General features: G+C 33.7%; 14 protein-coding genes. 5 read left to right on the forward strand and 9 right to left on the reverse strand.

Features of this window, described 5'->3' with window-relative positions; genetic code table 11:
- Positions 1-19 precede the first annotated feature (19 nt).
- Positions 20-1,933 (reverse strand): 30S ribosomal protein S1, encoded by a 1,914-nt coding sequence (rpsA, locus tag GBH57_RS13270; protein ID WP_151674982.1) that lies wholly within the window; start codon positions 1,931-1,933, stop codon positions 20-22.
- Between the two features lie 250 nt (positions 1,934-2,183).
- Positions 2,184-3,071 (reverse strand): hypothetical protein, encoded by an 888-nt coding sequence (locus GBH57_RS13275; protein WP_151674983.1) that lies wholly within the window; start codon positions 3,069-3,071, stop codon positions 2,184-2,186.
- A gap of 143 nt (positions 3,072-3,214) precedes the next feature.
- On the opposite strand from GBH57_RS13275, the gene GBH57_RS13280 reads away from it, so the two are divergent.
- Positions 3,215-3,670 carry an META domain-containing protein gene (locus GBH57_RS13280; RefSeq protein WP_151674984.1) on the forward strand — a complete coding sequence of 152 codons (456 nt, stop codon included), beginning with the start codon at positions 3,215-3,217 and terminating at the stop codon, positions 3,668-3,670.
- Between the two features lie 85 nt (positions 3,671-3,755).
- On the opposite strand, the gene GBH57_RS13285 is transcribed toward GBH57_RS13280, so the two are convergent.
- From GBH57_RS13285 to lon, 4 genes are all read right to left on the reverse strand, one after another.
- A complete protein-coding gene (locus tag GBH57_RS13285; protein WP_151674985.1) occupies positions 3,756-4,709 on the reverse strand; it encodes a hypothetical protein in 954 nt (317 codons plus the stop codon).
- 140 nt (positions 4,710-4,849) lie between these two features.
- The gene (gene cmk / locus GBH57_RS13290; protein WP_151674986.1) at positions 4,850-5,545 is read right to left on the reverse strand and encodes a (d)CMP kinase; all 696 of its coding nucleotides are present in this window, start codon (positions 5,543-5,545) and stop codon (positions 4,850-4,852) included.
- A complete protein-coding gene (gene porQ / locus GBH57_RS13295; protein ID WP_151674987.1) occupies positions 5,545-6,564 on the reverse strand; it encodes a type IX secretion system protein PorQ in 1,020 nt (339 codons plus the stop codon). Before porQ ends, cmk begins: the two co-directional genes overlap by 1 nt.
- Before the next feature lie 116 nt (positions 6,565-6,680).
- On the reverse strand, positions 6,681-9,134 hold the full coding sequence (lon, locus tag GBH57_RS13300; protein WP_151674988.1) for an endopeptidase La: 2,454 nt from the start codon (positions 9,132-9,134) through the stop codon (positions 6,681-6,683).
- A 244-nt stretch (positions 9,135-9,378) separates the two neighbouring features.
- On the opposite strand from lon, the gene GBH57_RS13305 reads away from it, so the two are divergent.
- The 4 genes from GBH57_RS13305 to GBH57_RS13320 are packed head-to-tail and all read left to right on the forward strand — an operon-like array spanning position 9,379 to position 12,275.
- Positions 9,379-9,924 carry an RNA polymerase sigma factor gene (locus tag GBH57_RS13305; RefSeq protein WP_151674989.1) on the forward strand — a complete coding sequence of 182 codons (546 nt, stop codon included), beginning with the start codon at positions 9,379-9,381 and terminating at the stop codon, positions 9,922-9,924.
- On the forward strand, positions 9,921-10,463 hold the full coding sequence (locus tag GBH57_RS13310; RefSeq protein WP_151674990.1) for a hypothetical protein: 543 nt from the start codon (positions 9,921-9,923) through the stop codon (positions 10,461-10,463). The genes GBH57_RS13305 and GBH57_RS13310 overlap by 4 nt, the downstream gene beginning before the upstream one ends.
- Complete coding sequence (locus GBH57_RS13315; protein WP_151674991.1) at positions 10,447-11,538, forward strand: DUF4097 family beta strand repeat-containing protein; 1,092 nt, start codon at positions 10,447-10,449, stop codon at positions 11,536-11,538. Before GBH57_RS13310 ends, GBH57_RS13315 begins: the two co-directional genes overlap by 17 nt.
- Positions 11,539-11,549: 11 nt before the next feature.
- Positions 11,550-12,275, forward strand: a complete 726-nt coding sequence (locus GBH57_RS13320; protein ID WP_151674992.1) for a head GIN domain-containing protein — start codon at positions 11,550-11,552, stop codon at positions 12,273-12,275.
- 104 nt (positions 12,276-12,379) lie between these two features.
- Here the strand turns inward: GBH57_RS13320 and GBH57_RS13325 are convergent, their stop codons facing one another.
- From GBH57_RS13325 to GBH57_RS13335, 3 genes are all read right to left on the reverse strand, one after another.
- Positions 12,380-13,822 (reverse strand): DUF6252 domain-containing protein, encoded by a 1,443-nt coding sequence (locus GBH57_RS13325; RefSeq protein ID WP_151674993.1) that lies wholly within the window; start codon positions 13,820-13,822, stop codon positions 12,380-12,382.
- Between the two features lie 57 nt (positions 13,823-13,879).
- Positions 13,880-15,193 (reverse strand): MFS transporter, encoded by a 1,314-nt coding sequence (locus GBH57_RS13330; RefSeq protein ID WP_151674994.1) that lies wholly within the window; start codon positions 15,191-15,193, stop codon positions 13,880-13,882.
- Positions 15,194-15,283: 90 nt separating this feature from the next.
- Complete coding sequence (locus GBH57_RS13335) at positions 15,284-16,099, reverse strand: M48 family metallopeptidase (protein WP_151674995.1); 816 nt, start codon at positions 16,097-16,099, stop codon at positions 15,284-15,286.
- Positions 16,100-16,189: the final 90 nt, after the last annotated feature.

Consider the following 16,189-nt stretch of genomic DNA (forward strand, 5'->3'; position numbering starts at 1 on the left):
TATAACAAAGTGTAAGGTATTAAACTTTACCGTCCATTTTATCTTTTAAAGCTTGAAGTGCTGAGTTAGCATCACCTAAAGTAGGTTTAGACTCATCAGATTGTTGCTTCGCTTTCTTAGCAGCTTGCTTAACAATTTTAGCTTCTTCTTCTTTGTGAATAGCCATATGAGAAGCTACCACTTTCTTAAATTCTTTATTGAATTCAATAATTTGGAATACTGCTTCTTCACCTTTCTTCACATCTGTACCATCTTCTTTTTCTAAATGACGCTTTGGCACGAATGCAGAGATATCATCGTTAAAGTTGATTACCGCACCTTTATCTACAACCTCATCAATTGTAGCTGTGTGCTTAGTACCTACTGCAAACTCATCCTCGTATTTATCCCAAGGGTTGTCAGTAGTTTGTTTGTGACCTAAGCTTAATTTACGACCATCAACGTCAAGTTCAAGTACTACTACTTCTAACTTGTCTCCAATGTTTGTAAACTCACTTGGATGCTTAATTTTCTTAGTCCAAGATAAATCGCTAATGTAGATAAGACCGTCGATACCTTCTTCAAGTTCAACAAATACACCAAAGTTTGTAAAGTTACGTACAATACCTTCATGCTTAGAACCTACAGGGTACTTAGTAGTAATATCTGTCCATGGGTCTGGAGTTAATTGCTTAATACCAAGGCTCATTTTACGCTCTTCGCGATCCATTGTCAAGATTTGAGCTTCAACAACATCACCAACATTTACGAAATCGTTCGCGCTACGTAAGTGTGTAGACCAAGACATTTCACTAACGTGGATTAATCCTTCTACTCCTTCAGCTACTTCGATAAATGCACCGTAATCTGCGATTACAACAACTTTACCATTCACTTTATCTCCTATTTTAAGCTCTTCACCAAGTGCATCCCAAGGGTGTGCGCTTAATTGTTTAAGACCTAATTGGATACGTGTTTTATCCTCATCAAAATCAAGGATTACAACGTTCAATTTCTGATCAAGCTCAACTATTTCGTTAGGGTGGTTGATTCTAGACCAAGAAAGATCTGTAATATGAACCAATCCATCAACTCCACCAAGATCAACAAATACTCCGTAAGATGTAATGTTTTTAACAACACCTTCAAGTACTTGACCTTTTTCAAGCTGCCCAATAATTTCTTTTTTCTGCTCTTCGATATCTGCTTCGATAAGCGCTTTGTGAGATACTACAACGTTTTTAAATTCATGGTTGATTTTCACAACTTTGAATTCCATTGTTTTACCAACATATACATCGTAATCTCTAATTGGCTTCACATCGATTTGAGAACCTGGTAAGAAAGCTTCAATACCAAATACATCTACGATCATACCACCTTTAGTACGACATTTAACAAATCCATTAACGATAGTTGCTTCATCGTGTGCTTTATTAACACGATCCCAAGCCATAATGGTTCTTGCCTTACGGTGAGATAAAATTAATTGACCAGTAGCATCCTCACGAACGTCAATCAATACTTCTACTTTATCACCAACTTTTAAATCTGGGTTGTAACGGAATTCGTTTAATGATACTACACCTTCACTTTTTGCGTTGATGTCAATAATCGCATCACGATCACTGATAAATACCACTTCACCTTCTACTACTTCATCATCTAAAGTATCTACAAAGTTTTCAGTTACTAATTTTTCAAACTCTTCTAACTTACCATCATCTACAGGGTCAATTCCTTCTTCGTAGTTGTGCCAGTTAAAATCAGTTAAAAACTTCTCTGGATCTTTCTCTTTTAAAGAAAGTTCTCTTTTTGGTTTTGCTTCAACAGCTACTGCTGTATCAGTGTCTTGAACCTCAACTTCTGGTGTAGAAACCTCTACAGCTGGAGTTCTTTTTCTTGTTTTCTTAGCAGAGTCATTTCCTGCTTCGTTGTTTGCTTTGTCAGCCATTTGTTTTAATTAGAAAATCTTTTCTGAAATAGTCTAGATTTCCATTTTGTATTCTGAAGTTTTTAACTAGTCTAAACACTTAGACCTCAGAAGGGTTATATTAGATTTAAATAAAAATACCCACTCACTAGTTTAAATCGTTAAATGGGGCTGCAAAAATAATCTTTTCTTTGCTAAAAGCAAAACATAGAACAATAAAAAAGAGACCGTATAAACAGTCCCTTTTTTATATTAAATATTTAAATCTGTACTAATCTATTAGTATTTGCCCTATTCGTGTTATACCACTTGTTTCATGTGTCCAAGAAAAAGTTCCTCCAGAAACAGAGCTACAGGATGAATTCATATATTCAATACCAAAAATTAAATTAGATTGCCCTAAATCCCAATTCACTGTACCATTAAAATTACTTTGTTGATTAAATGCTAAAACACCTTCATCAGCTAAACCCAATAAATTTACAATAGGAATCCAGGGAGTTGCTAAGCAACTAGATGATCCTTGCTCCATAGCTGTATCTGTAAACATAGTATTACCAAAAGTTACCATAACAACAGATATAGTAGTTCCGCTTAAATTATTAGGATTTAAATCTCCATTAGCTAAAATATTCCAAGTACCTGAAAATCCTGGATTGGTTGTATCGCTAAAAGTACCTGTATAAGATATAGCAACTTTATTACTTCGACTTTTTATAATATACGCATGATAATTTTCTTGAAATAATTGTAGATCATTAATCTCAAACTCATTAGTATCCCCTTCAACAACTGTAAAACTTGAATTCGCTCCACTAAAAGTATAACGATTTTGTTTCGTCGCTTTAACATTTTGAACTCCCGTAAAAGTTTCAGTAGTCCCGTTAATTAATTCAATTGTAGCCGTATAAGCAGTATTATTACCTAAATTAACCCAAATTTTCCCTCTTAATTGAGATGTTTTAGACGCAACTACACCGTGGTAAATACCTTGGCTTGTAGAATCGAATAATTGATTAGGCGTTTGCTCTTTTGCAGATATACCTATTTGAGTTGTTAAATCTACAGTGTTCTCATTAACTTCTAAATTTTCGGTTTGACAACCTGCTAGCAACATACTTCCAAGAATCACTAGGAGTAGTGTATTTTTAAATTTCATAAATTTGGTTCTTTTGATAGGTGTTAAACGCTATCATTGTTAGTTGAAAAAATTATTGTTAAAAGTAGATAAAACACAATAAAACTGTTAGCTATATCTAATTATAATTAAAAACTATATTTGTTGAATACTAATTACAAACGATGGAGAAACTATTAATCCTTATTTTTAGCATAACAGTTATGTCTTGTAGCACTACAAAAACAAACAATACTTCTAAAAAAAACACAGAAGAGGTTATATTAAATAGCAATAGACTGCACGATATCTGGGTAGTGAAAGAACTATTTAGAGAAAAACTACAAAACATTTCAGATGAGACACGAAAACAGATAACGCTAGAAATTTTCACAAATGACATGAAAATATTAGGTAATGATGGCTGTAATAATTTTTTTGGAAAAATAATTAAGGTAGATGCTTCTAAAATATCCTTTACATCAATAGGAAGCACCAAAAAAATGTGCCCACATATGGAAACATCTAACAATTTCTATAAAGCAATGAATGACATTACTAACTATCGATTAGAAAAAACGTACTTATACCTTTTAGACGCAAACAATAATGAACTATTAAAACTATTAAAAGTAGATTAACTCTAATAAGATACTTTTAAGGCAAAAAAAAGGGCTAAACAATACATTTATTGCTTAGCCCTTTTGTAATCAAAATTACTAATATTTAAGGAACAACGTCAACATATATTTCACCTTGTCTTACTGTTGCATCAGCTGCAGCGGTCCATGTAAAACTACCACTACTTTCTAAAAGACAACCTAAACCAACCGATTTCCCTAACAAACCTGGAACTTGCGGATTGATATAAGTTGGAGAACCTATGTACCATGAATCACTATATCCTAAATCCCAATCAACAACACCATTAAAATTACTTTGTTGCTTAAAAGCCATAACACCTTCATTTGGATTTCCACCAAAATCTACGATAGGTATCCAAGCGCTATTGTTCCAACAATTAAAATTTCCAGCTTCCGATTCCATTACTGAATCTACGAAAGTCGTATTACCAAAAGTTACCATCACTTGAGAGATAGTAGCTCCATTATAACCGTTAGGACTATCTATGCCATTTGACAGCACATTCCAAGTTCCAGCGAAAGCAGTATTACCTGTTTCATTAAAAGTACCGGTATAGCTTATAGCCATTCTAGTACTTGTACTTTTAATTGCAAAAACAGCATAATCTGAACTATCTAAAAATTCAACTGCATATATTTCTGGATTATATACACTATTTGCTTTAACTATAAAGCTTCCTTTCTTTCCTTTAAAAACATAATTAGAATCTCCGCCTCTTGTACTGTTTTCAACACCTACAAAACTTGCTTTTATACCATCTTGCATTTCTACAACAGCAGTAAACTTCGTATTATTACCTAAGTTAATCCATATTTTCCCTCTAGATTGAGAGTTTTGAGATGCAATAACACCATGGTAGATCCCTTTTTTTGTTGAGTCAAATAAAGGATTGGGTAGTTGCTCTTTTGCATTTAAAGCTACTTGAGATGTAAGAGAAGCTACTTCGGTTTCTAACACTACAGATTCTTGTTGACAACTAGTAACAATCATACATCCTAATGTCACCAAAAGTATTGGCATTTTAAATTTCATCATTTTAAGGTTTGATTAGTTATAATGTGCAAGAATATAGATAAAAGGTATGAAAACCTATTTTAAATCTATCTAATTTTAACCTAAATAATTAAAAATGAATAAAATAACCCGATGTAAAAACTACGTAATAACTAGCAAAACTAAATGCGACCTGCTATCCTATCTTTAGCTAATTGTAAAATTATGTGAAATTGGTCTTCAAGGTTCATTTCACTATTATCAATTTCAATAGCATCTTTAGCCTTGATTAGTGGGGAGTCTTTTCTAGTTGAATCAATTCGATCTCTATCCACTACATTTTTAAGTACATCTTCAAAGACAACTTTATCACCACGACCAAGTAATTCTTTGTACCTACGTTCAGCTCTTGTTTGAGCAGATGCATCTAGGAAAATTTTAAGCTCTGCATTGGGAAAGACAACAGTACCTATATCACGGCCGTCCATCACCACTCCTTTAGCATCACCCATTTCTTGTTGTTGAGTAACTAGTTTTTTACGTACCTCACTAACTGTTGCAACAGGGCTTACAAAACTAGACACTTCTAAGGTTCTAATTTGCTTCTCCACATTTTCGCCGTTTAAATAAACTTCGGAAATAGTCGTTTCTGGATTTTTCTTGAAGCTTATAATCACTTGGTCTAATGAATCTATGAGTGCTTGTTGATTAAAGGATGTTTCGGATATAAAATTATTGCGCATTGCAAATAAGGTTATAGCACGATACATTGCGCCAGTATCTACATAAATGTAGTCTAACCAATCTGCAAGTTGTTTTGCAATGGTACTTTTTCCTGTTGATGAAAAGCCGTCAATGGCAATAGTAATTTTAGGCATTATTGTAAGTCAATGTTTAAACCAAAGAAACTTGTTGATGCAGCCGAGTTGTATTTAGAATACGCATAGCTTAATCGCAATTTATTCAATTTAATTCCAAATCCGGCACTAATTCCTGCAAAAGCTCTACGTTCTTCAATGCGTAGTTCTTCTCCTCTTCTAAAATTGTATCCTAGTCTAATATTAAAACCGCTTTCTGGGAATAATTCAATCCCTACAATTATGTGTCTAATTGCGTGATCAAAGAAATTTACATTTTCTGCTGTAACATTTCCTTCTAAATCTGTGGTTTCGCGATCTGGATTTGAAAAGGCTACATTCCATCGTTGCATATTCTCTAAAGTAAAATGCCAACGTAATGGAATTCGTTCTAAAATTTGGGAAGCCCCAAAAATTAACTCGAAAGGGAGTTGTTCTATTTCAACATCATAAGGAGTAATTTGTGTTCCAATATTACGTGCAACTCCTGTTATTTGTAAATCCCAATCTTCATAAACATACATCAATCCTAAATCCACAGCTACTCCAAAAGAGCTATATTGTTCTAATTTTGATGAAATAAGCTTAACATTTGCTCCATAATGAAAATTTGTAAATGGTATATTACGTGCGTGTCCAACTGAAACCGCTACTTCTCCTCCACTAAAATCACTAGTAGGATTCCCTTGTTCATCATACCCTTCAAAATTTCCGTAATTTATATAGGTAACACCTGCATTGATTACTTGTGTTCGTCTGTCCCATAAATATGCATATGCTACGGTTCCATAGTTAACATCACCTAAATAGTTGTTATAATTAACTGAAAGTTGGTTATCCATTTCTGGATTTATAGCAGCAGGATTAAACAATCCTTGAATGGGATCGTAATCGTAATTAGTTACCGTTTTACCTCCTAATGCAGCTTGACGCGGGTTATTTACCAAATTTAGAAACTGGTATGTTGACCTTCCCCCTATTTGCGAATACGCAGATACGGTAAAAAGAATACATAAAAAAAATAAAACCTTATGGGTCATAGATATGCTGCGCAGGGTAACTTTCAATGATAACGAATGCAATATTAATTTATTTTCAGCAAGGACAAAAAGAGTTTACAACTTTCTGTCCTCACATCAAATAGTTTAATAAAAAGCTAGTCTAACTTTTTAGCATTCTTTACTTTCTCTTTAGTAAGAGCTAGGTCGAGAACATCACTCATATCTTTCACATAGTGAAATTTTAATCCTTTTAAATATTCAGGATTAATTTCTTCTATGTCTCTTCTATTTTCTTCGCAAAGTAAAATTTCTTTAATACGTGCGCGTTTGGCAGCTAGAATTTTTTCTTTAATTCCACCTACTGGAAGTACTTTACCTCTAAGTGTAATTTCACCAGTCATTGCAATGCTCTTTTTAACTTTACGCTGAGTAAATAATGACACTAATGAAGTTAACATAGTTATACCTGCACTAGGTCCATCTTTTGGAGTTGCTCCTTCTGGAACGTGAATATGGACATTGTATTTATTGAATATTTCAGGATTAAGCCCTAAAAGTTCTGCATTAGCTTTAATATATTCCATTGCTAAGGTTGCACTCTCTTTCATAACTTTACCAAGATTCCCAGTCATATTTAAAGAACCTTTACCTTTACTTAAAGTTGATTCTATAAACAGTATATCTCCACCTACACGGGTCCAAGCTAAGCCTGTTACTACACCTGCTACATCATTATTCTCATATTTGTTACGCTCCATACGTGGCGCTTTCAATACCTCAATAATGGTATCATTTGTAATTTTTTTATCGTAAGGTTCCTCCATTGCAATTTTCATTGCAGCATAACGAACCATTTTAGCTATTTGCTTTTCTAATCCACGAACACCACTCTCACGAGTGTATCCTTCAACAATTTTTTCTAATTGTGGCTTTGCTATTGTTAGGTCTTTTTTAGAAAGCCCGTGCTCTTTTAATTGCTTAGGCAATAAATGTTGTTTCGCAATTTCAACTTTTTCTTCAATAGTATATCCCGTTACATTAATAATCTCCATACGGTCACGTAATGCTGGCTGTATAGTACTTAAACTATTAGAAGTAGCAATAAACATAACTTTAGAAAGGTCGTATCCTAATTCTAAAAAGTTGTCATAGAATGCACTGTTTTGCTCAGGATCTAACACCTCTAACATTGCTGAAGAAGGATCGCCTTGACTCCCAACCGAAAGCTTATCAATTTCGTCTAAAACAAATACGGGATTACTTGTCCCTGCTTTCTTTAAACTTTTTATGATACGTCCAGGCATTGCACCAATATAGGTTTTACGATGCCCACGTATTTCTGCTTCATCCCTTAAACCTCCTAATGAAATTCTAATATATTCTCGACCTAAAGCTTCTGCAACAGATTTCCCTAAGGATGTTTTACCAACTCCCGGAGGTCCGTACAAACAGAGTATTGGCGATTTCATATCATTACGTAGCTTTAACACTGCGAGGTATTCAATAATACGTTGCTTTACATCTTCTAAACCAAAATGATCTCTATCTAATATTTTTTTAGCTCTTTTTAAATCAAACTTATCTTTTGAAAACTCGTTCCAAGGTAAGTCTAGCATTAAATCAAGATAGTTTTTCTGTATACTGAACTCAGCTACTTGCGGGTTCATTCGCTGCATTTTAGCTAATTCTTTATCAAAATGCTTTTGTATACTTTCATCCCACTTTTTAGCTTTACCTCTTGTACGCATTTCTTCAATTTCAGCTTCACTAGAGTTTCCCCCTAGTTCTTCTTGAATTGTTTTCATTTGTTGGTGCAGAAAATAATCACGTTGCTGCTTATTGATATCATTGTGTACTTTAGACTGAATATCCTTTTTAAGCGAAAGCTTTTGGATTTCAATTTCCATAAAACGCAATGTTTCTAAAGCACGATCCTTTAAATCATTTATTTGAAGTAATTTCTGTTTCTCTTCAACTGTAATATTCAAATTTGAAGAAACAAAGTTTACTAAAAACGAAGGGCTCTCAATATTCTTAATCGCAAATGATGCTTCACTAGGGATATTGGGACTGTCCTTTATTATTGCTAAAGACTTTTCTTTTATACTATCTACTATAGCCTGAAACTCTTTATTGTCAATTGCGGGACGAGCTTCAGCAACAGCTCTAACAGTTGCAGTTAAGTAAGGTTCTGTTGTAATTACTTCAGCAACACTAAAACGTTTTTTACCTTGAATAATAACTGTAACGTTACCATCAGGCATTTTTAAAACCTTTAATATTTTAGCTACTGTACCAACAGTATTAATATCATCTATTCCAGGTTCTTCTTCATCTTCTTCTTTTTGAGATACTACCCCAATTATTTTACCTGCTTTATTTGTTTCATTAATAAGCTTAATTGACTTATCTCTCCCCGCAGTAATAGGGACAACAACTCCTGGAAACAACACTGTGTTTCTTAATGGAAGTATTGGTAAAATTTCAGGAAGCTCTTCATTGTTCATTGCTTCTTCATCTTCTGTAGACATCAATGGTATAAACTCGGCATCATCTTGAAATTCCTGTAATGACAAGTTGTCTAATATAGTAAGTTTCGATTTTGACATAATATGTTTTGGGACAATGTGTCACTTCTATTAATAGTGGGACCTTGTCTATTTAATTCGATTTATAAAATAAATTTAGAAAATGCCTGATATACAATACCTTTAGTTGCACTCTCTATTATTATAGACCAATTTGTATGCCATAGCTTAAGGTAGGGTTTTATTAATATTTCAGAATAAATTTTAGAAAGTGTAACAAACTAGAAACAAGCGTATCTTTATAACACAACCATCAAACAACACAGTGTCACTTAACCAACAAGACATAACAAGCTTAATTAAATTGTGCCAAGACAATAACCATCTTGCACAATTAGAAATTTACAATCGCTATCAAAACGCAATGTTTAATGTGTCGTTGAGGATTGTTAAGGATAGAGCTTTAGCCGAAGATGTAATGCAGGAATCATTTATAACTGCATTTTCAAAGCTAAATAGTTTTAAAGGTACAGCAACTTTTGGCGCGTGGCTAAAACGTATTGTAATTAATAACAGTTTGACAGCTTATAAAAAAGCCCAAAGGTACACACCTTTAGAAAAGCAAGCCGAAGTAGGAATTGAAGATAATGACGGAGTCACAGATACAATGCACCATAATGAGCAAATGCAACAGGTTTTAGTTGCTATGAAAACATTAAAAGACAGATACCAACAAGTATTAACACTTCATTATATTGAAGGATTTGATACGGATGAAATTTCTGAAATTTTCAACATTACAAATGCTACGTGCAGAACTTTATTATCCAGAGCAAAAGAGAGTTTGCGTAAAAAAATACAATTACAATGAAAGATGAATTAGATAACTTATTTGAATCCCACAAAGGGACATTTGATACGGCAAAAGCACCGGTAAATCATCTGGCACGTTTTATGGAAAAACTGCACCAAAAAGAAACAGCTGTAAAAACTAATAATAACTGGTTACGCCCTATTTCTATTGCAGCAAGTATTGTTTTGATACTATGCTTAGGTACAGTTGGTTTTTCATTAGTTGATACAGAAAATTCGTTTGCATCACTTCCTCCTGAAATGATAAAAACCGAAACATTCTTTAAATCATCAATTAATACAGAACTACAAAAGCTTAAAGCATTTAATGATCCAGAATTACAAGAAATAATTACCGAAACACTAACCGAAATAGACCTTTTAGAAGCTCAATACTCAGATTTAAAAGAAGATTTATCGCAAAGCGGAAATGATAACCGTGTAATTGCCGCGATGATTTCGAATTTTCAAGACAGAATAAACTTGCTTCAAGAAGTACAAGAAACCTTAAAAGATATTACAACTTTAAAACAAAATAACGATGAAAACATATTATAACATACTTGTTTTATGCTTCCTATTTCCTTTAGTAGCATTCGCTAATAGCGATACCAAATTTAAAGGTAAGTACACCAAAGAAAAAACTGTAAATAAAGAATTTAAAGTACAAGCAGACGCTAGTTTGACTATTGATAACAAATACGGAAATATCACCATCGCTACTTGGGATGAAAACCGAACTGTTATTGAAGTTATCATTAAAACTAATGGAGATAATGAAAAGGATGTACAAGAACGACTCAATGACATCTCTATAGATTTAAGTGGTACTAACACTAGTGTAAACGCTAAAACTAATATTGATAAAAAAGAAAATTCTTGGGGATGGAAAAACAACAAGAGCGTTTCTATGGAAATCAATTATATAATTAAAATGCCCAAATCAAATAGTGTAAACTTATCAAATATCTATGGCGCAATTTCATTAGACAACTTGGATGGTAATGCAGATATTACAGCTAAATACGGACAAGTAAATATTGGTAATTTAAATGCTATTTATAATGAGTTGACATTAAAATATATTGATGCTGCAAATATCGATTTTATAAAATATGGAACTATTAATTCGGCATATTCCGATCTTAACTTAAGAAAAGTGGGGGATATAAAACTTTTTGCAGATTACACTAAAACCAAAATTGGCTCGGCAGGTTCAATCAAGTATAAAAATCGTTACGGAAAAATTAGAATTGAAGATGTAAAAGACATTAGTGGTGACGGATCATATAATGAAGTTAGTATTGAGGTTATATCCGGGCAGTCAGTATTTGATTTACGTTACAGCGGCTTATCTGTTTCTAAGTTTACTGCTTCAGCTAAAAATGTAACGATTGATGGTAGATACTCTCGTATTAATTTAGGGATTGATTCAAACTACTCTTTTAATCTAGAAGCCGATTTAAATTATGGAAGCCTTAAAGGAACTGATGTACTTACATTAAAGCCTCAGGAAGGAAAAGGAAGGAGCAAGCACTACGAAGGCTATTATGGCTCACCGTCTTCAAAAAACAAAATTACAATTGACTCATCATACGGTACAGTAACATTTAAAAGAATTCAAACTAACTAAAATCACTTATTATGAAACTAAAATCTATCTATACTATAGTACTAATAGTATGCACTATTCCACTAGCTAATGCACAATGGGGTAAAAAAATAAGCGGAAGCGGAAACCTTATCACTAAAAATATAAATACATCAGACTATGATATTATTGACACAAAGGGTTCGATGGATGTTATTCTAGAAAAAGGAACTGAAGGAGCTATTAAAGTAGTTGCCGATGACAACATTATTGATCTAATAAGTATTTCGACAGAAGGAGATGTTTTAAAAATAGTAATGAAAGAAAAAGTAAACTATTACTCTAAAAATGGAATCAAAGTTTATGTTCCTTTCACAGATTTAAAAGAGATACTGTTAAAAGGATCAGGAGACCTTATAAGCAAATCGCCAATTGTGACACATTCATTTAGCTGCACACTCGTAGGTTCTGGAGATTTAGAAACAGAAATTAAAGCTGAAACTGTAGTTGCATATATGAAAGGTAGCGGTGATATTGACCTTGCTGGAAGTACTAATCAATTATCAGTTGAAATGACAGGAAGTGGAGATTTTAATGCTTTTAATTTAAAGTCTCAATCAACTGACGTTTCCCTAAAAGGATCTGGAGATATTGAAGTAAATGCCCAAAAAACGATTAAAGCTCGCTTATTAGGAAGTGGCGATATTACTTATTCAGGTAATCCTGCAACTAAAGATGTAAATGTAAAAGGCTCTGGAGATATTGATTCTAGAAACTAACTACACCCATACTAATACAAAACTATTAAAATTAAAAACGCCAAAAAGAATTTCTTTTTGGCGTTTTTAATTTGTGCCTTTTATTGACACTTATTATTTTACAGTTATAGAATATTCAAATTGAATTCTCCTTCTGTAATAGTACGTATTGTAGGGTCAACTCCTGAAGGATCAACAGCATTAAATGCAAAGGTTGCATTAATAGCTCCAGTTTCAGCATCGTAGTTTTGAATAGTTAACATTCCTGGATTAGAAGAATAAACTGTTTCAATTCCTGCTGGTGAATATGTACCTACTTTTTCATCTCCATTAATTACTTCAGTACTCATCATATATACACCAACTTCAATATCTCTTGGAAATTTAATCTCCATATTTTGTCCATCTGCCATTGCAGCTGAAACTGTAACGACATCTACTTCATTAATTTCTTCTGAAGTAAAAGTTACATCTGCTCCATCTGGTAAATATTCTAAACCATCAATTACAGCTCTAAAAGGTGTAGGCGTTGGATCTGGAACTCCTTCAAAGTAAATTACAAATGCTCCTTCCGAAATGGTAAAAGTTTCAGGATTTTGCCCTAGAGGATCTGTTGCAGTAAATGAGAATGTTCCTTCTAAAATTCCTTCAACAGTATTAAACTGTGTGAATGTTATTGTTCCAGGATTAGAACTTAAGTTCTCTTGTCCAGTATTAGGATTGTAAACACCTATTAATTTAGTTCCATCAGAAATATCGCTTTCCATTTCAAAAGTCCCTACTCCCGTTGTAGATGGAACATCGATTCTAATTAATTGTCCTGAACCTGTTAAAGCTTCAAGCTTAAATATCATATCGTCACCTACGGTATTTGTAGTGATTGTAAAACTTTCATCAATATGCTCTGATCCATCAACTAATGCGTAGAAATCATCAACCATCATTGGCTCATCATCTTCACCGCCACCGTCTCCGCCGCCATCGCCTCCGCCGTCACCACCACCAATGGTACTACAGTCAGCTGAAACAACTTCACCAGAAAGCACTTGAAATGTAATATTTGTAAATGAACCACTTTGAATATTTACAGTAGCCGTTGTAGTATTACCACTACTATCTGTAATTTCACGTGCTCCAATAAAACTAAATGTTCCTGTAACTAGGTTATCAATTGTATTTAATGAAGTTACCGTAAGTGTTCCTTCTCCACCAGCTAAGTTAACAGAAGAGAATGGATTTGTAATATCGCCATTAGGAACATATTGCGCAGGATTAGTAATTGATCCAAGATCGTAAGTACATTCTCCTGCAGTACCAAGAGCTAAGTTTATAGCGTCACCATTTGCATTAAATCCTGTAATTACTAGTGCTCCATCGTTATAAACACCACTTGTTGAGGCAGCCGTAAAAGCTACACCATCAACTAAAGCAACAAATTGTGCCGGACCTGAAGGTTCGTTATTTTCGTTTCCAGGGAACTGACCTTCAAGAGGTTCGTCTTCACAAGATGAAAATTGAAACGCCATAAAGGCTATGAGCATCCAATTAAGTAGTCTAAGTTTTTTCATATAAATAGGCGTTTGCTTTAGGTAATAACCGCAAACATAATTAAAAATTGTATAATATCATGATTTTCTTGGCACTCTCAAAAGCAACACCACTCCTATTGCAAAAAACACAACAAGAAATAATATGGAATTACGCATCGTTCCTGTAATGTGATCAATCACTCCATAGATGAGCATTCCGAACACTATTCCTATCTTCTCAGCAACATCGTAAAAGCTAAAATAAGAAGTTGTATCCTTTGTTTCTGGTAAAAATTTAGAATATGTTGATCTTGACAAAGCTTGAATACCACCCATTACTAATCCTACAACTCCAGCCGTTATATAAAACTGTATAGGTTCGTATATAAAAAACGCCGTGATACAGAGGAATACCCAAATAACATTAATAACTATTAACGTTTTAATATTTCCGAAGCGAGTTGCAGCCTTAGACGTTAACCAAGCTCCAAGTATAGCAACTAACTGAATAATCAAAATACTCCCAATTAAACCAATAGTTTTAGCATCATCTCCACCCCAATTAATTTCTTGCTCACCAAAGTAAGTCGCAATTAACATTACTGTTTGTACCGCCATACTGTACACAAAAAATGCCGCGAGATAACGCTTCAACTTTAAGTTTTCTTTAAGCGATGCATATACTGTTTTAAGCTCTCTAAAACCATTAAATAATACTTTAGCAGTAACCTTTTTATCACTTTTATTTCCTTTAGGTAAGTGATAAAAGGAATATTGACTGAAAATTATCCACCAAATTCCTACAGTTATAAAAGAAATTTTCATGGCTTTCACACTTGCTTCCCCACCTTCACCTAAACCAAACAATTCTGGCTTCATAACCATTACAAGATTAAAAACTAGCAACAATACACTTCCAAAATATCCTAAAGAATATCCTTTAGCACTTATTGCGTTTTGTTGTTCTTTAAATGCTACATCTGGTAAATACGAATTATAAAAAACTAAACTTCCCCAAAACCCGATAAGTGCAAGGAAATAAACAAATAAGCTTATGTAAATATGTTCTAGTGAAAACCAATAGAGGCCAATGCAACTTAGCGCCCCTAGATAACAGAAAAACTTCATAAAATTTTTCTTGTTCCCAACGTAATCTGCTACTCCAGAAAGAAGTGGTGATGTAATTGCAACAACTAAAAATGCTGCTGCAGTAGTGTATGTTATTAAAGGAGTACTTCTAATTTGACCTCCAAAAACCATAACGGTTTCAACACCTGCTTTTGAAAATAGCGCTCCATAAAAAATAGGAAATACTGCCGAAGCAATCACCAAACTATAAACAGAATTTGCCCAATCATAAAAGGCCCAAGCATTCAATAATTTTTTTGATCCTTTAGCTAATGTTTCCATAGAATATTATTAGAGGTCTAAAATAAAAATATCCCAACAATAAGTTGGGATATTTAAGAAGCAAAACTTCTAATCTTATTAACAAGTAAGTTATTTTTTAAATGTAGTTACTCCAAATTTCTTAGCTTCTGCTCTAGCCTCTGGCGCCCAACTTTTGATATTATCAATTCTTGTTTGGTTTGCAGGGTGTGTGCTTAAAAACTCAGGTGGTGCACCACCTCCAGCAGCACTCATACTTTCCCATAAGCGAGCTCCTACAATAGGATCATATCCAGCAATAGCCATTAATGTAAGCCCTATTCTATCTGCTTCAGTCTCGTGACTACGGCTAAAAGGTAACATTCCTAAAACATTTGACCCTACTCCAAAAGCTTGATTGTAGATCGCAGCATTTTCTGAACTTGCTGTTCCTACTGCTACTCCTACTGCTGCTACTTGTTGAATTTGACTTGCACTCATACGTTGCTGCCCATGATTTGCAAGCGCGTGAGCAACCTCGTGCCCCATAATAGCTGCAACACCAGCCTCATCTGCCGCTATAGGCATAATCCCTGTGTAAAATACAATTTTACCCCCTGGCATACACCAAGCATTTACGGTTGGGTCATCTACTAACTTATATTCCCAAGCATAATCTTTTAAGTAACCTGCATAGCCATTAGCTGTTAAATAACGCTCAGCTGCAGCAGATATTTTTTGTCCTACATTAGTAACCATTCTTGCATCAGCAGTACCAGTTACAACTTTATTCTCAGTTAAAAACTGATCGTATTGTTGAAAAGCCATTGGTAATATTTGCGAATTAGGGACTAACGCTAAAGTAGACTTACCTGTAAACGGGTTGGTTGTACAAGCAACTACTAATAAAGCAATTGCAATTATTGCAATAGATTGTTTTAATTTCATGATGATGGTTTTAAATTAGTGCTAAAATACAATTTTAACATTTCAATGGGATTAATTAATAATTAAAATTTTTTATTTAGAAAAACAAAA

The sequence above is a fragment of the Patiriisocius marinus genome, assembly GCF_008974325.1.
GTDB classification, from domain to species: Bacteria; Bacteroidota; Bacteroidia; order Flavobacteriales; family Flavobacteriaceae; genus Patiriisocius; species Patiriisocius marinus.